Raw genomic sequence first — 16,833 nt, 5'->3', positions numbered from 1 at the left:
CACGACGCGCGATACAACGATGAACCGGCTTTTCCTTACAGTGCCAACGGTTGGCGAACGGTTGATCGCTGCGGCGCGCTCCCCTAGACGCTCCTCAAACCCCTCCCCCGAAGGACGCGCACATGGCAAAGATCAAGGTAAAGAATCCGATCGTGGAGATCGATGGCGACGAGATGACGCGGATCATTTGGGAATGGATCCGCGAACGCCTGATCAAGCCCTATCTGGACATCGAACTCGATTACTACGATCTCGGCGTCGAGCATCGCGACGCGACCGACGACCAGGTCACGATCGACAGCGCGCTCGCCACGCAGAAGCACGGCGTCGCGGTGAAGTGCGCGACGATCACACCCGACGAGCAGCGTGTCACCGAGTTCGGCCTGAAGAAGATGTGGAAGTCGCCGAACGGCACGATCCGCAACATCCTCGGCGGCACCATCTTCCGCGAGCCGATCGTGATCAAGAACGTCCCCCGCCTGATCCCGGGCTGGACGCACCCGATCGTCGTCGGCCGTCACGCATTCGGCGATCAGTACCGCGCGACCGACTATCTGGTCCCCGGCCCCGGCAAGCTGCGCCTCGTGTTCGAAGGCGACGACGGCACGGTCATCGACCGCGAGGTGTTCCAGTTCCCGTCGGCCGGCGTTGCGATGGCGATGTACAACCTCGACGATTCGATCCGCGATTTCGCACGCGCATCGATGCATTACGGCCTCAACCTGAAGTGGCCGGTGTACCTGTCGACCAAGAACACCATCCTGAAGGCCTATGACGGCCGCTTCAAGGATCTGTTCGCCGAGGTGTTCGAGGCCGAGTTCAAGGACAAGTTCAAGGAAGCGGGCATCGTCTACGAGCATCGCCTGATCGACGACATGGTCGCGTCGGCGCTCAAGTGGAACGGCGAGTTCGTCTGGGCCTGCAAGAACTATGACGGCGACGTCCAGTCGGATCAGGTCGCACAGGGCTTCGGGTCGCTCGGCCTGATGACCTCGATCCTGCTGACCCCGGACGGCAAGACCGTCGAGGCCGAGGCGGCGCACGGCACCGTCACGCGCCACTTCCGCATGCACGAGCAGGGCAAGGCGACCTCGACCAACCCGATCGCGTCGATCTTCGCGTGGACCGGTGGCCTCAAGTATCGCGGCAAGTTCGACGACACGCCCGACGTCACGAAGTTTGCCGAGACGCTCGAGCGCGTCTGCGTCCAGACGGTAGAGAACGGCCACATGACCAAGGATCTCGCGATCCTGATCGGGCCCGACCAGCCCTGGATGACGACCGAGCAGTTCTTCGAGCAGGTGCGCTCGAACCTCGAGACCGAGATGGCCAACTGGGCCTGAACTGACGCCCCGCTTTCGGCAACGGAAGCGGGGCTACCTAATCGAGCATGCGCCTTCGGGTCCGTGCTTGGCTATCCTGCGCCCCCCCTCCCCGGCGAAGGCCGGGGTCCAGTTGGGCAACGTTGCTGATCGCCGCCGCGCTTCGTTACCGCGACCTCACCAACTGGGCCCCGGCCTTCGCCGGGGAGGCGCATCGTCCGACGCGATAATATCTATCGGCGCCCTCCCCTTTCGAGCACGCAGTATTTCTTCCTGACAAATCCGTCATGCGTCCCCTAAGGTCGCACGCATGGCATTACGGCTCGACAATCAAGGTTTCAGCGACGCGCTCGTCATTCTTGGCGCGGCCGGGCTCGTCATTCCCGCGTTCGCGCGGTTCCGGGTCAGCCCGGTTATCGGTTTCATCCTGGTCGGTCTGCTGGTCGGGCCCGCTGGGCTAGGCTCGCTCACCGGCTCCGCGCCCTGGCTGTATTATCTGACGATCTCGAACCCGGAATCGATCGAGCCGTTCGCCGAGTTCGGCATCATCCTGCTGCTGTTCTCGATCGGCCTCGAACTCTCGTTCAAGCGCTTGTGGTCGATGAAGCAGCTCGTGTTCGGCACCGGCGCCGCCGAACTGATCGGCTCGGCGCTTATCATTGGCGTGGCGTTGCACTTCATCGGCCAGGAATGGGCGGGCGCAATCGGGCTCGGGTTTGCGCTCGCGTTGTCGTCCACGGCTTTGGTCCTGCCGCTCGTCGGCACCACCGGCGCGGTCGGGCGTGGTGCGTTCGCGATGCTGTTGTTCGAGGATCTGGCGCTCGTCCCGATCATCTTCGTGCTCGGTGCGCTGGCGCCGACCGCGAGTGCGGACGGCTGGTCGAACATCGCCGGTGTCGCGCTGCGCGGTGGGCTGACGGTGGTCGCGATGTATATCGGCGGGCGGGTCGTCCTGCCCCGGCTGTTCGGGCAGGCCGCGCGCACCAAGAGCCCTGAGCTGTTCCTGGCCGCGTCGCTACTGGTGGTGATCGTCGCGAGCGTCGCGACAACGGCCGCCGGGCTGTCGCCGATCGTCGGCGCGCTGCTGGCGGGGTTGCTGATCGCCGAGACCGAATATCACAGCGAGGTCGAGGTCATCACCGCGCCGTTCAAGGGGCTCGCGCTCGGCGTGTTCCTGATCACGGTCGGCATGAGTCTCGACCTGCGGTTGATCGCGCAGAACTGGCCGTCGTTGCTGTTGGCCGTGACGGGCGTGGTGGCGACCAAGGCTATCGTGACGTTCCTGTTCCTGCGCGTCGCCAATTCGCGGCGCGGCGTTGCGGCGGAGACGGGGTTGCTGATGGGCAGCCCTTCCGAAACTACGCTGATCGTGCTTGCGACGGCCGCGCAGGCGCAGTTGATCATGCCATCGACCGCCGCTTTCTGGCAGACCGTCACTGCGATCGGGCTGACGATCACGCCGCTACTGGCAAAGCTCGGCCGCACCGTTTCGCGTCAACTCGAAAGCCGGTCGGGTGCCGATGCTGGCGATATCGAGATCGACGACGATGGACCGGGAACCGTCGTGATCGGCTTTGGTCGCGTGGGCCGGATGGTGGCGGACATGCTGGCGGTCCACGGACAGAAGTACGTTGCGGTGGAGGCGGATATCGATTCCGTCGAGGCCGCGCGGGCCCAGGGGCATCCGGTGCTGTTCGGGGACGTCGCGCGGCCGGAACTGGTGGATCGGCTCAAGCTGCATACCGCCAAAGCGCTGATCCTGACGATGGACGATCCGGTGTTGACGGTGCGGCTGGCGCGGCGGGTTCGGGCTTTGGCGCCGGACTTGCCGATCGTGGCGCGTGCGCGGGATACGGCACATGCGGCGGAGTTGTACCGGGCTGGTGTTACGGATGCGGTGCCGGAGACGCTGGAGAGTTCGCTGCAGCTGGCGGAGGCTGTGCTGGTCGATCTTGGGGTGGCGATGGGGCCGGTGATTGCTTCGATCCATGAGAAGCGGGATGAGCTTCGCCAAGAGATCAAGAAGGCGGCGGACATGATTGCGGAGCCTCGGATCAGGAAGGCGAAGCGGACTCCTCGGGCGGTTTGACCTCCACTGCTCCGTGAGCAGGTTGTTCTCCCGCGAAGGCGGGAGTCCAGTCTGGGTCCCCGCCTTCGCGGGGAAACACTGTTGGCTCGCGGAACCTTACCCCAAATCACGCCCCCCGGCGGAGGCCGGGGCCCAGTTGGAAAGGTGGTCGTAACGGAAGGCTGCCCTCCATTATCTTCGTTCCCCAATTGGGCCCCGGCCTTCGCCAGGGCGGTGGTTGCGCGGTGATCGCTTCGTCAGGCGCTATCCTCTTGCCCTACCCTTCCCAAGGCGAAGACGCCGCGGGGCCCTTCCCTCTCCCGATGGGAAAGGGCGAACAAAAGACGGTCGGAGCGGGTTAGGCTAACAAGGCCACTTCAGCCCGGGACCACGCCTTTGCGGCTCTTCATCAGCGGCTGGATACGCGTCCCAAATGCTTCCACACCTTCGAGAAAGTCGTCGAAAGTCAGCAGGACACCGCCCGTGTTGGGGACGGCCGCCATCTCGTCGAGCATCCGCGCGACGCTTTCGTACGAGCCGACCAGCGTGCCCATGTTGATGTTGACCGCACCTTCGGGGGCGGCAAGCTGGCGGACGTTGGTGTCCGCGTTGTGCGTGTCCTTGGCACCCTGATCGGTCAGCCAGGCGATCGCGTCGACGTCCACGCCGGCATTGTAGTGTTTCCACTTCGCCATCGCCTCGTCGTCGGTTTCGGCGGCGATGATCATGATCAGGACGAAGATCTGCACGTCCCGGCCGGTTTTGGCGGTCGCTACGGCCAGCCGCTCGTTGTTGAACGCGAAGGCGGTCGGGGTGTTGACGCCCTTCCCCAGGCAGAACGCGTAGTCGGCCCATTTCGCCGAAAACGCCAAGCCGTCATCGGACGATCCGGCGCAGATGATCTTCGTGTCGCCGGTCGGCTTTGGCCAGACGCGGCAATCGCTCATCTGGTAATAGTCGCCCTTGAAGTCGGACGTCCCCTCCTCCCACAGTTCGCGGAGGATGTGGGCGTATTCGTCGAGCATCTTGTAGCGGTTGCGGAAATGTTCGTCGCCGGGCCACATGCCCATCTGCGTATATTCGGGGGGCTGCCAGCCAGTAATGAGGTTCAGCCCGAACCGCCCGTGGCTGATCGAATCGATCGTGCTGCACATCCGCGCGGCATAGGCCGGGGGCATGAGCAGCGTGGCGCAGGTCGCGTAGATCTTGATCTTCTCGGTGACGGCGGCGAGGCCCGCCATCAGCGTGAAACTCTCCAGCCCGTAGTCCCAGAACTCGGTCTTGCCACCGAACCCGCGCAGCTTGATCATCGACAGCAGGAAATCGAGCCCGTGCTTCTCGGCCGCCTGCGCGATCGCCTTGTTGAGGTCGAAGCTTGGTTTGTACTGCGGCGCGTTCTCGCTGATCAGCCAGCCATTGTTGTTGATGGGTACGAAGACGCCGACCTGCATATGCCGCTCCTATTCGCCGTCGAGCCAGTCGAGCAGCCACATGTTGAAATGCTCCGCGCGGGTGACGTTGCACGCGTGCGCGCCTGCCGCCATCCGGGCAAGCTGCGCGCCGGGGATGCCGGCGGCAAGCTTTTCGGAGGCAGACGGCGGCACGAGCATGTCGTCGTCCGAGGCTACCAACAACGTCGGGACGCGGATCTCGTCGAGCCGGCCGGCGATGTTGAACCGGCGGACCGCCGCGACGCGTCGCTGAATCATTTCCGCGCCAGGGAAATGCGCGAGCATCGCCTCCTCCTCGTCCTGGATCCGGTCGTGATGGTCCGAAATCCATTGCGGCGGGTAGAGGAACAGCGGTTGCGCGTGGAGATACGCGCGCGGGCCGCTGTCTTTCAGCAGCGCGAGCCGGGTATCGAAGCAGCGCGCGGTGTGCGGGTCGAGCTTGGCCCAGCCGTTGATGACGACGAGACGGTCTAGCCGTTCGGGTGCGGACAGCGCGAGCGCGAGACCGATATGGCCGCCGAGCGCGTGGCCGATGAAGGTGCAGTTCTCGAGCCCGATCGCGTCCATGAGCGCGACGACGTCGGCGGCCATTGCGTCGACGGTCAGGTCGCCGGGGACGTGGGCGTCGGAGCGGCCCGTGCCGCGGTGGTCGTAGGTGATGACGCGGTGACCGGCGCCGAGCGCTGCAAGGTTCGGCTGCCAGTAGCTGCCCGAGCCGCCGAGGCCGCTCGATAGGAGGATCGCGGGGCCGTCGGGCTGGCCGTGTTCCTCCGAGTGGATGCCGCCTGCGATCCCCATCAGGCGAGGTGGGCGATGCTGGCGATCTCGACGAGGCAGTCCGGCTTCACGAGGTCTGTCTTGATGCAGTAGCGGGCGGGCTTGGGGCCAGGGAAATACTCAGCGTAGACCGTGTTGAAGGCTGCGTAGTCGGCGAGGTCTTTCAGGAAAATGTGGTTGAAGGCGACGTCGGCGAGCGTCGCGCCGGCGGCTTCGAGCGTGGTCTTGATGGTGTCGAGGATGGCGCGGGTTTGGGCTGCGGCGTCGCCGACGTGGAGGACCGTTCCGCCCTCGCCTAATGCCAGCACGCCCGAGACGTAGACCGTGTTGCCGGCCTTCGCGGCGGCCGAATAGGGGGCGATGGGGGTCGGGAACTGGGGTGGGTTGATGGCTTCGAACGGCATTGTCGGCTCCTCTACCTCCGTTCGCCCTGAGCGAAGTCGAAGGGCATGGGTGGTGACTGTGCTTCGACTTCGCTCAGCACGAGCGGGTTTTTGAAGTGGTTCATCCGGGGCGCTGTCCGAAGCTTCCGCAGAAATCGTCGACGGTGCTGACCCAGCCGAAGAACTTCTCGACGTTGTAAACGGTCGCCGCCTGCATCTCGGGCGGGCCGAGATGGTGCGTCGCGTCCTCCAGCATCACGCCGAAATATTCGAGGTGGAAGCCGTCGCGCAGCGTGCTCTCGACGCAGACGTTGGTGGCGATGCCGACGAAGACGATGTTGCGGATGCCGCGACTGCGCAGGATGCTGTCGAGCTGCGAATTGAAGAACGCGCTGTAGCGGGTTTTGTGGACGCGGATGTCGCCGGGTTGGGGAGCGACCGCGTCGACGATCTCGTAGTCCCAGCCCCCGCGCGCGAGGAACTGGCCGTGGAGTTCGGGGCGGGCGCGCATGGTCTTGAGCGCGTTGGACTTGTGCCAGTTGGGCGAGCCCGGGCCGCCGGCCTCGACATAGTCGGGGTCCCAGCCGTTCTGGAGAAACACGACCGGCATTTTCGCCGCGCGGGCGGTGTCGAGGACCTTGGCGATCTGGGCGATGGTGCCGGCCGAGCCTGCGATGTCGAAGCCGGCCGTGTCGACGTAGCCGCCGGGGGAGGCGTAGGCGTTCTGCATGTCGATCACGACCACGGCGGTTTCCGCGGGATCGAGGCGGAGCGCTTCCGGCCTTGCGGGCAACGTGACGGCGTTCGCCTCGTTCGCGCCGGTACGGATGATCGGGGTGGCCTCGGTCATTGTGACAAGCTCGCTGGATCACGGGAATTGTGCAAGTGCGAAATGGAGGGCGCTGTGTGGAGTATTCTCCCCCCTCCCTGGAAGGGAGGGGTTGGGGGTGGGTCGGGTTCCGTATCAGGAGACGTTGCACCACGAGCGGGCCGACCCACCCCCGGCCCCTCCCTTCCAGGGAGGGGGGAAGTCACGCGGCCGCCAGCGCGAAATCCTTGAAGCGTTCGCGCAGGGCGGTCTTCAACAACTTCCCCGTCGCGGTGTGCGGCAGGTCCTCGACGAAGACGATCGCATCGGGGAGCCACCATTTGGCGACGTGCTTTGCCAGGTAGTCGCGGATTTCGGCTTCTCCCACGTCGCTGCCGGGTTTGCGGACGACCAGCAGCAACGGGCGCTCGTCCCACTTGGGGTGGTGGACGCCGATCGCCGCCGCCTCCGCCACGCCCGGACAGCCGACCGCCGCGTTCTCCAGATCGACCGAGCTGATCCATTCGCCGCCGGACTTGATGACGTCCTTCGAGCGATCGGTGATCTGCATCGTGCCGTCGGCGTGGAGCATCGCGACGTCGCCGGTGTCGAACCAGCCGTCCGCGTCGACCGCATCCTCTTCCGCGCCGAAATAGCGTTGGACTACCCAAGGGCCACGGACCTGCAACCGGCCGGCGATCGAGCCGTCGCGGGGGAGGACCTTGCCTTCGTCATTGATGATGCGGAGTTCTATGCCGAAGGGGACGCTGCCCTGCTTCCCGACCAGGTCGAGCTTTTCGTCGTGCGTCATGTCGTCCCAATGTGGGGGCGCGAAGCCGGCGGTGCCGATCGGGGAGGTCTCGGTCATGCCCCAGAGGTGTTTCACCGTGGCGCCCATCCCCATGATCCGCTCGATCATCGCGCGGGGGGCTGCCGAGCCGCCGATCGTTACCTGCTTGAGGTGGCGCGGCGCGTCGCCCAAGGCGTCCATGTGGCCGAACATCGCGAGCCAGACGGTCGGCACGCCGGCGGAGTGCGTCACCTTCTCGTCGTTCATCAGGCGGCACAGCACGGCGGGGTCGTTGACCGCGGAATAAACGACCTTCGCACCCGACAGCGCACAGGCGAACGGCAGACCCCAGGCGGCCGCATGGAACATTGGGACGACCGGGAGCACCACGGCGTTCGGCGAGAGATCGAAGACCCACGGCGCGACCTCGGCCATCGCGTGGATCATGGTCGAGCGGTGCGTGTAGAGGACGCCCTTCGGATTGCCGGTGGTGCCGCTGGTGTAGCAGAGCATGCACGGGTCGCGCTCGGGCCCCTCGACCCACGCGTAAGCGCCGTCCTCCGCGTCCAGCATGGCCTGGAAACCATCGGGCCCGAGATCGTCGAAGCAGATATAGTGGCGGATGCTGGTCCATTGCCCGCGCAGGCGATCGACCAGCGGCTGGAACGCCTTGTCGTAGAGCATCACGCGGTCTTCGGCGTGGTTGGCGATGTAGACGAGCTGCTCGTCGAACAGCCGCGGGTTGATCGTGTGGATCACGCCGCCCATGCCGATCGTGCCGTACCAGGCGACGAGGTGGTGCGCGTGGTTCATGGCCAGCGTCGCGACCCGGTCGCGGGGGGCTACACCGAGCTTTTCGAGCGCTTGAGCCAGTTTGCGGGCGTCGCGCGCGATGCCGGCCCAGTTCGTGCGCGTCTCGCGACCGTCGGCCCAGTAGCTGACGAGTTCCCTCGCCCCATGCTCCCGCGCCGCGTGGTCTATCAGGCGGGGAACACGAAGCTCGAAATCCTGCATTCCACCCAGCATTCATGCTCTCCCAAGCTGTTAACCGACCAGAGCGAGCCTCGTTTCCGAGGTCTTCATCTCCACCTTGGCGACACCGTGCAACGACTCGATGTGCTCGACAAGCTCTCCGTCGAGCAGGAAGTCGCGACCCAGCAGGATGCAGACCTCGCCGTCGGGGAGTTGCGCACGCACGCGAACCTCGCCGCGCGCACCGCGATGCTCGGCGAGAAGCGACGCGAGGCCGGCGAACGCGGTCATCTCGGAGATCGTCACGACCACCTGGAAGCGCGCGAGGTTGGCGAGGCCTTCGAATGGCTGAATGCGCTTGATGCTGACTCGCGGCGTGTCCTCGCCGGGCTTGCGGTCGAGTTCGACGGTGATGAGCCCGCAGCCGCCGGCCTTGGCCGCCTCTTCCAGGTCCTTCGAGACCTGCTCGTCGAAACAGGTCGCCATGAACTGGCCGCTGGCGTCGGAGCATTGCGCCATCATGAAGCGCTTGCCGCGCGCGGAGGTGCGATAGCGCGCGTCCTCGACAAGCACCGCCATCGTCGCACCGGCGCGGCTGCCGTCGTCGGGGATGTTGAGCTCGGACAGTGCCGTGTACGCGCGCGCGCCGTGGCTGACCGCGATGTGGCGGTGGCGATCGACCGGGTGCGCGGAGAAATAGAAACCGAACGCCTCCTTTTCCTGGTCCATGCGCTGGCTGAGCGTCCAGCGGACCGAGGGGGGGAGCTTGATCGCGTCGCCGGCGGGTTCGGCGTCACCGAACAGGCCGCCCTGCCCGCTGGTCTTCTGCTCGTGCGTGCGCGCGGCGATCGCGAGGATCGTCTCTGCGGTGGCGTGGATGCCGGCGCGGTTCTGGTCGAGGCCGTCGAACGCGCCCGCGGCGGCGAGCGTCTCGAGCTGGCGCTTGTTGAGCAGACGCGGATCAACTCGCTTGGCGAGATCGTCGAGGCCGGCGAACGGGCCGTTCTGGACGCGCTCGACGATGAGCTTCTCCATCGCGCCTTCGCCGACGCTCTTCAACGCGCCGAGGGCGTAGCGGACGGCGAGATTGTTCTCCTCGACGTCGGGCAGAACCTCGACGTCGAACTCGGCCTGGCTCGCGTTGATGCACGGCGGCAGCGCGGTGATCCCGAGACGGCGCATGTCGTCGGTGAAGATCGCCAGCTTGTCGGTCTGGTGGAGGTCGTAGCACATCGAGGCCGCAAAGAATTCGTGCGGGTGGTGCGCCTTGAGCCACGCGGTCTGGTAGGCGAGCAGCGCATAGGCGGCGGCGTGGCTCTTGTTGAAGCCATAGCCGGCGAACTTGTCGATCAAGTCGAACAGCGCGTTCGCCTCGGCCTTCTTGATGCCGTTGACGCTCAGGCAGCCCTCGACGAAGCCCGCGCGCTGCGCGTCCATCTCGGCCTTCACCTTCTTGCCCATCGCGCGACGCAGCAGATCGGCGCCACCGAGCGAGAAGCCGGCCAGCACCTGGGCTGCCTGCATGACCTGCTCCTGGTAGACGAAGATCCCGTAGGTCTCCGACAGTATCGGTTCGAGCAGCGGGTGCGGATAGTCGATCGCCTCGGTGCCGTTCTTTCGGCGGCCGAACGACGGGATGTTGTCCATCGGGCCCGGTCGATACAGCGACACGAGCGCGATGATGTCGCCGAAATTGGACGGGCGGACGGCGGACAGCGTGCGGCGCATGCCCTCCGATTCCAGCTGGAACACGCCGACCGTGTCGCCCTTTTGCAGCAGCGCGTAGACGCCGGCATCGTCCCATTCGAGCGCCTCGAGATCGACCGTCACGCCCCGCTTGGCGAGTAGCTGCACCGCCTTTTGCAGCACGGACAGTGTCTTCAGCCCGAGGAAATCGAACTTCACGAGGCCGGCACCCTCGACATATTTCATGTCGAACTGGGTGACGGGCATGTCGGAGCGCGGATCGCGATATAGCGGGACAAGCTGTGCCAAGGGGCGGTCGCCGATCACCACGCCAGCGGCATGCGTCGACGAGTGCCGCGGCAGTCCCTCCAGCTTCATCGCGAGATCGAGTAGCTTCCGCACGCCGTTGTCATTGGCGTATTCCTTCGCCAGTTCGCCGACGCCGTTGAGCGCGCGTTCCAGCGTCCAGGGATCGGTCGGGTGGTTCGGCACCAGTTTCGCGAGGCGATCGATCTGGCCATAGCTCATCTGCAGCACGCGGCCGGTGTCCTTGAGCACCGCGCGCGCCTTCAGTTTTCCGAAGGTGATGATCTGCGCGACCTGATCGCGGCCGTATTTCTCTTGGACGTAGCGAATCACTTCGACGCGCCGGGTTTCACAGAAATCGATGTCGAAATCGGGCATCGACACGCGTTCCGGGTTGAGGAAGCGCTCGAACAGCAGGCCCAGCTTGATCGGATCCAAGTCCGTAATCGTCAGCGACCAGGCGACGACCGAGCCGGCGCCCGAACCGCGGCCCGGGCCGACGGGGATGTCGTGGTCCTTCGCCCATTTGATGAAGTCGGCGACGATCAGGAAATAGCCGGGAAAGCCCATCTGGACGATCACGTCGACCTCGAACGCGAGGCGCTTACGGTAAACGTCGCGCCAGCCGTCTTCGCCCTCACCGTGGAGTTCGGTGATGCGGGCTAGGCGCGCTTCGAGCCCGGCCTCGGCGTCGTCGCGGAGCAGCTTGGCCTCGCCCTCGATATCGCCGGCGAGGCTGGGGAGGATCGGTTTGCGATACGGCGCCATCACCGCGCAGCGCTGTGCGACGACGAGCGTGTTGGCGATCGCCTCGGGCAGGTCGGCGAACATCTCGTGCATCACCGGCGCGGGCTTCATCCAAGCTTCGGGGCAACTGCGGATGCGGTCCTCGGTCTCGACATAGGTCGAGTGTGCGATGCAGAGCATGGCGTCGTGCGCGTCGCCGAACGCGCTCTCGGTGAAGCAGCACGGGTTGGTCGCGACGAGAGGCAGGTTGCGCTCATAGGCGATGTCGATGAGGTCGGTTTCGGCCGCCGTCTCGATCGCGTCGTTGCGGCGCGAGAGTTCGATGTAGAGGCGGTCGCCGAACAGGCCCTGCAGGCGGTCGAGATAGGCGCGCGCGCGATCCGGCTGGCCTTCCGCGAACAGCCGAGCGAGACCGCCTTCGCCGCCTGCGGTCAAGGCTATCAGACCGTCGGTGTGGCGTTCTAGCGCGGCGAAATCGACGTGCGCGGGCATCTCGATCGGGCGGTCGAGATGCGCCATCGAGACGAGTGCGCAGAGATTGTCGTAACCCTTCATGTCCTGCGCGTAGAGCGCGATCCAGTCGAACGGCGTGGGGACGCCGTCGGGCATGTCGGGGCGGCTGACGCCAAGCATCACGCCGATGATCGGCTGCACGCCATCCTTCTTGGCGGCGTCCGAATAGGCCATCGCGGCGTAGAGCCCGTTGCGATCGGTCAGCGCGGCCGCGGGGAAGCCCAGCGCGCGCGCCTGCTTGGCGATCGCTTTCGGATCGATGGCGCCGTCGAGCATGGTGTAGCAGGAGAAAACGCGAAGGGGGACGTAACCGGAATGAGGCATCATATTTAGGTAGGCGTTGACGCGTGATTCGGCCAGCGGCGTTGCGCCCGGTTGGAACACGGTGCACGACAAGCCGTTGCCGCGGTGCAACACGGGAGCCTTGTACATGACCGATCCACGCGGACACTTTGCCGAAACCGAAACGACCGCCGCAGGCTCGCCGCGCGCGGGTGCGGGATGGGGGTGGATCCTGGCGTATGGAGTCCTGTCGGTGTTGCTGGGATTCATGGCGTTCGCCTCGCCCTTTTCGGCGACCTACGCCGCGACACTTGTGATCGGCGCGTTCTTTATTGCGGCGGGGATTATCTCGATCGTGTCAGGGGTGGCCGGCAAAGGGCATGAGGGGCGCGGCTATGCGATCGGCTTTGGGCTGGTGTCGCTGGTGATCGGGCTGATCATGGCGTTCGAGCCAGCGACGGGGGCGATCTCGCTGACGTTGCTGATTGCGGTTTGGCTTGGTGTGCGGGGCGCGTTGGAGATCGGGCTTGGGGCGCGGTTTCGGCGTGGCAAGGGGCTGATGATTGCGCTGGGGGTGGTGAATATACTGCTGGCGGTGATCGTGCTGGCGACGTTGCCGTGGTCGGCGTTGACGCTGCCGGGGTATGTGCTGGGAATCAGCTTCTTGTTTGGTGGAGTTACTTCGGTTGCGTCTGCGTTGGCGCATAAGAAGGGTGCGCCGGCGTTTTCCGTGTGAACCGCTAGTTTGTTCTCCCGCGAAGGCGGGAGTCCAGTCTGGGCCCCCGCCTTCGCGGGGGAACATTCTTGGGCTGATGTCCGCCGCCGCTAAGCGCGCACCACCCCGGCGAAGGCCGGGGCCCAATTGGAGAGGTTGGAGTAACGAAGCGCAGCGTTCTTCATTGCCGCCCCCCAATTGGGCCCCGGCCTTCGCCGGGGTGGAGCAGAACGCTATAGCAGCTTCTCTATATCCTTGCGGATGTCCTCGGGCTGTGTGGTTGGGGCGTAGCGGTCCACCACCGCCCCATCGCGACCAACCAGGAACTTGGTGAAGTTCCACTTGATCGCCTTCGACCCGAGCACCCCCGGCGCATCCGACTTCAGCCGCTCGAACAGCGGGTCGGCCCCTGCCCCGTTGACGTCGATCTTGGCGAACACCGGGAACGTCACGTTGTAGCTCAGCGTGCAGAAGTTCGCGATCTCAGCTGCGTCACCCGGCTCCTGCCCGCCGAACTGGTTGCACGGGAATGCGAGGACTTCGAACCCGCGCTCCGCATAGTCACGATGTAGCGCTTCGAGGCCGTCATATTGGGGGGTGAAGCCGCATTTCGAGGCGGTGTTGACGATCAGCAGCATCTTGCCGCGATACGGTTCTAGCGAAGCCGCACTACCGTCGGCACTCTTAACGGTGAAGTCGGTGATCGCGGTCATGGGCGGTCCTCGTTTCGGGCCAGTAGGTAGGTCAGGTTCTGACGCACGCCGGGCCATTCGTGGCGGAGGATGCTGTAGACGACGGTATCGCGCAAGCGACCGTCAGCCATCACCTGGTGCCCGCGCAACGTGCCGTCTCGCTTGGCGCCGAGGCGTTCGATCGCGCGTTGAGAGTTCTTGTTGAGCGAATCCGTGCGGATCTGGACGCATTCGCAGCCGAGGGCATCGAAGGCGTGGGTCAACAGCATCAGCTTGGCTTCGGTGTTGACGCCGGTGCGCTGGACGGACTTGGCGTAGAAGGTGCCACCGATCTCCAGCCGCCTGTTGCCCTCGTTCATCCGCATGAAGCGCGTGGTGCCGACGACGGTCCCGCCGGCCACCACCGCGAACAGCCGCGCCCGCCCGAAGTCCTCCTCGCACAACGCCGCGGCGAGCCAACGCTCGGGCGCCTTCATCATCGCGACGTTGGCGTAAAACGTGTCCCACAAATTGTCCGCCGACGCCGCCGCCACCAGCGCATCCATGTCTTCGGCAACCAAAGAGCGGAGCGCGACGTGACGCCCGGTGAGCGTCGGCGTCTCGCCCCAGGTCACGCCAGCCGCCCCTCATGCAGTCGCAGCACGCGGTCCATGCGCGCCGCAAGCCGCTCGTTGTGCGTCGCGACCACCGCCGCCGTGCCCTGCTCGCGGACCAGCCGGATGAACTCGGCGAAGACGATGTCGGCGGTATGTTCGTCGAGGTTGCCGGTCGGCTCGTCCGCCAGGACTAGCGCGGGCTTGTTGGCGAGCGCACGGGCGACCGCGACGCGCTGTTGCTCGCCGCCGGAGAGCTGGCTCGGGCGGTGCGTGAGGCGGTGGCCGAGACCGAGCTGGGTCAGCAATTCCGCAGCGCGCCCGTCCGCCTCGACCCGCGTCGCGCCGTGGACGAGCTGCGGGAGGACGACGTTCTCGGTCGCGTTGAAGTCCGGCAGCAAGTGGTGGAACTGATAGACGAAGCCGAGGCTGTCGCGACGCACCACGGTCCGCTCATGCGCGTTGAGCTTGGCCGCCTCGGTGCCGGCGATCCTGATCGATCCCTGGAAGCCGCCCTCGAGCAGGCCCACGGCTTGCAAAAAGGTAGACTTGCCCGAGCCCGACGGCCCGAGCAGCGCGACGATCTCGCCCGGTGCGATCGCGAGGTCCACGCCGCGCAGCACGTCGATGGTCGCGCCACCTTGCGTGAAGCTCTTGGTCAGCCCGCTGGTCTGGAGGACGTAATCGTCGAACTTCTCGATCTGGCGATCGATCCTGAGGCCTTCATTCATAACGCAGCACCTGCACGGGGTCGGTACTCGCCGCCTTCCAGGCCGGATAGAGCGTTGCGAGGAAGCTGAAAACGAGCGCCATCAGCGCGATCACGACGATCTCGACGGGAGCGGTCTTCGACGGAAGTTCGGTCAGGTAGCGGATCGACGGATCCCACAGGTCCTGGCCGGTGACGAGCTGGACGAAGTTCACCACGCCCTGTCGGTAGAACAGGAAGATGAACCCGAGCAGGAGCCCCGCGACCGTGCCGAGCGCACCGATGGTGGTGCCGACAACGATGAAGATCCGCATCATCGAGCCGCGCGTCGCGCCCATCGTCCGCAGGATCGCGATGTCGCGCGTCTTGGCGCGGACCAGCATGATCAGCGACGACAGGATGTTGAACACCGCGACCAAGATGATGATCGACAGCACGGTGAACATCGCGACGCGCTCGACCGCGAGCGCCTCGAACAGCTGCGCGTTCATCGTCCGCCAGTCCTGGATCACCGCCTGCCCGCCGATCTTGTCGGCCAGCGGCTTGAGGATCTCGCCGACGCGGTCCGCATCGACCGTCTTCAGCTCGACCATGCCGGCCGCGTCGCCCATCAGGAGAAGCGTCTGCGCATCCTCGATCGGCATGATGATGTACGCCTTGTCGTAGTCATAGACGCCGATCTCGAAGATCGCGCCGACCGTGTAGCTGACGATCCGCGGCACCGTGCCGAACGGCGTCGTCTGGCCTTGCGGGCTGAACAGCGAGATCTCCGACCCGACCTGCGCACCGAGCGATTCGGCGAGTCGCGAACCGATCGCGATCCGGCCGGACCCTTGCGTGATCGACGATAGCGAGCCCATCACGACCTTGTTGCTGATCGTCGAATTGCGGCGGATGTCGTCGACGCGCATGCCGCGGACCAACACCGCCTCGGCGCGGCCGTTATAGGTGGCGGCGAGCGGCTGTTCGATCAACGGCAGCGCGCTGGTGACGCCCGGCGTCTTCTGCGCCTGCGCGACGATCTCGCGCCAGTCGGGGAGCCGGTTGCCGACGCCCTGCACCACCGCATGGCCGTTGAGCCCGACGATCTTGTCGAACAGTTCGGCGCGGAAGCCGTTCATCACGCTCATCACGATCACCAGCGCAGCGACGCCGAGCATGACCGCGACCAGGCTGATCGAGGCGACGAGGAAGATGAACGCCTCGCCCTTGCCCGGCAGCAGATAGCGGCGGGCTATCATCCGTTCGTAGCGTGAGAGGATCATGGGCGGCCAGGTTCGATCGTTAGGGATACAGTGCAGCGGCTCTAGGACGCGGCCCGTTGCGAGGCAACTGTCGGGCCTGCTTGGGACGGTGCGGCGGACCGTACGGAGCGGCCCGCGTTGGTCCCGGTTCGGAAGTGTCTAGATTGGTCTGTTGCGAAACCGCCACAGCCGCGGTCCAATCGTGAAACGGCTTGCGCAAAGACCGTGACAAAATCCATCGACATAACTAGCAACAAACTCGCTGAGACACAGGCAACGGCCGTGGTTCGGGGACTGCTTTTACGCCGCGCCGCAAGGTGCAGAGCGGAAGCGAAAAAATGGGGGCTGACGAGCGATCGTCACGCAGGCGCCCGGATCGGCAACGGTCCGGGCGTTTGCTTGTCCGGCGCAGTTTTTCGTGCGGTCTATACTTCGAGACATCTTTGGCAGTAGCGCTTGACGCCACGGCGGTGCCGTCATCCTGATGAAAGACGGGACCCAGAGCTAAACAGCACTGCGCGTTACTCCGGATCCTGACTTTCGTCAGGATGACGGGCGTGGTCACGAGAGCGAGTGGATATCTCGAGTCAGAGCAGCGAGGGCGTGCCCTAGACCCAGCGGGAAACGACCGTATTTCAGCACCACCAGCCGGATCATCTCGGATGACGAGCTGAAGTAACGAAACGGCGATGTTTGCTGCCGGGCGCGCCGCCTGCCTGATTCCCTACCCTGCCCGGTGCCACGCTGCCCACGATCTATCCGATGGCTCGACGTC

13 protein-coding genes are annotated in these 16,833 nt (G+C 65.3%); 3 read left to right on the top strand and 10 right to left on the bottom strand.

Going from position 1 to position 16,833, the window contains the following annotated elements; all coding sequences use genetic code 11:
- Nucleotides 1-122: 122 nt before the first annotated feature.
- Nucleotides 123-1,343 (top strand): NADP-dependent isocitrate dehydrogenase, encoded by a 1,221-nt coding sequence (locus C8J47_RS16865; protein ID WP_121886639.1) that lies wholly within the window; start codon nt 123-125, stop codon nt 1,341-1,343.
- A 289-nt stretch (nt 1,344-1,632) separates the two neighbouring features.
- A complete protein-coding gene (locus C8J47_RS16860) occupies nt 1,633-3,411 on the top strand; it encodes a cation:proton antiporter (RefSeq protein WP_056055938.1) in 1,779 nt (592 codons plus the stop codon).
- Nucleotides 3,412-3,767: 356 nt separating this feature from the next.
- On the opposite strand, the gene rutA is transcribed toward C8J47_RS16860, so the two are convergent.
- The 6 genes from rutA to dnaE all read right to left on the bottom strand — a co-directional run bounded on the left by rutA (nt 3,768) and on the right by dnaE (nt 12,147).
- Complete coding sequence (gene rutA, locus C8J47_RS16855; RefSeq protein WP_121886638.1) at nt 3,768-4,841, bottom strand: pyrimidine utilization protein A; 1,074 nt, start codon at nt 4,839-4,841, stop codon at nt 3,768-3,770.
- Between the two features lie 9 nt (nt 4,842-4,850).
- Nucleotides 4,851-5,639 (bottom strand): pyrimidine utilization protein D, encoded by a 789-nt coding sequence (gene rutD, locus C8J47_RS16850; protein ID WP_121886637.1) that lies wholly within the window; start codon nt 5,637-5,639, stop codon nt 4,851-4,853.
- Nucleotides 5,639-6,022: a pyrimidine utilization protein C gene (gene rutC, locus C8J47_RS16845; RefSeq protein WP_121886636.1), complete on the bottom strand. Its 384-nt coding sequence runs from the start codon at nt 6,020-6,022 to the stop codon at nt 5,639-5,641. The genes rutD and rutC overlap by 1 nt, the downstream gene beginning before the upstream one ends.
- Nucleotides 6,023-6,122: 100 nt before the next feature.
- The gene (rutB, locus tag C8J47_RS16840) at nt 6,123-6,851 is read right to left on the bottom strand and encodes a pyrimidine utilization protein B (RefSeq protein ID WP_121886635.1); all 729 of its coding nucleotides are present in this window, start codon (nt 6,849-6,851) and stop codon (nt 6,123-6,125) included.
- Nucleotides 6,852-7,032: 181 nt separating this feature from the next.
- Nucleotides 7,033-8,625, bottom strand: coding sequence for a long-chain fatty acid--CoA ligase (locus C8J47_RS16835; protein ID WP_121886634.1), 1,593 nt, complete (start codon nt 8,623-8,625; stop codon nt 7,033-7,035).
- A gap of 18 nt (nt 8,626-8,643) precedes the next feature.
- Complete coding sequence (gene dnaE / locus C8J47_RS16830; RefSeq protein ID WP_121886664.1) at nt 8,644-12,147, bottom strand: DNA polymerase III subunit alpha; 3,504 nt, start codon at nt 12,145-12,147, stop codon at nt 8,644-8,646.
- A gap of 106 nt (nt 12,148-12,253) precedes the next feature.
- Here dnaE and C8J47_RS16825 point away from each other — a divergent pair, with 106 nt between their 5' ends.
- A complete protein-coding gene (locus tag C8J47_RS16825) occupies nt 12,254-12,841 on the top strand; it encodes an HdeD family acid-resistance protein (protein WP_121886633.1) in 588 nt (195 codons plus the stop codon).
- A 212-nt stretch (nt 12,842-13,053) separates the two neighbouring features.
- Here the strand turns inward: C8J47_RS16825 and C8J47_RS16820 are convergent, their stop codons facing one another.
- From C8J47_RS16820 to C8J47_RS16805, 4 genes are read right to left on the bottom strand one after another with little or no spacing between them, the layout of a single operon-like run.
- A complete protein-coding gene (locus tag C8J47_RS16820; RefSeq protein WP_121886632.1) occupies nt 13,054-13,533 on the bottom strand; it encodes a glutathione peroxidase in 480 nt (159 codons plus the stop codon).
- Entirely contained in the window at nt 13,530-14,126 is a 597-nt protein-coding gene (locus tag C8J47_RS16815; RefSeq protein ID WP_121886631.1) for a GNAT family N-acetyltransferase, read from the bottom strand. The genes C8J47_RS16820 and C8J47_RS16815 overlap by 4 nt, the downstream gene beginning before the upstream one ends.
- A complete protein-coding gene (locus C8J47_RS16810) occupies nt 14,123-14,836 on the bottom strand; it encodes an ABC transporter ATP-binding protein (protein WP_121886630.1) in 714 nt (237 codons plus the stop codon). The genes C8J47_RS16815 and C8J47_RS16810 overlap by 4 nt, the downstream gene beginning before the upstream one ends.
- Complete coding sequence (locus C8J47_RS16805) at nt 14,829-16,079, bottom strand: lipoprotein-releasing ABC transporter permease subunit (RefSeq protein WP_121886629.1); 1,251 nt, start codon at nt 16,077-16,079, stop codon at nt 14,829-14,831. The genes C8J47_RS16810 and C8J47_RS16805 overlap by 8 nt, the downstream gene beginning before the upstream one ends.
- Nucleotides 16,080-16,833: the final 754 nt, after the last annotated feature.

The sequence above is a fragment of the Sphingomonas sp. PP-F2F-G114-C0414 genome (assembly GCF_003688595.1).
In the GTDB taxonomy this organism is placed as follows: domain Bacteria; phylum Pseudomonadota; class Alphaproteobacteria; order Sphingomonadales; family Sphingomonadaceae; genus Sphingomonas.
This window is presented reverse-complemented; position numbering and strand designations above follow the sequence as displayed.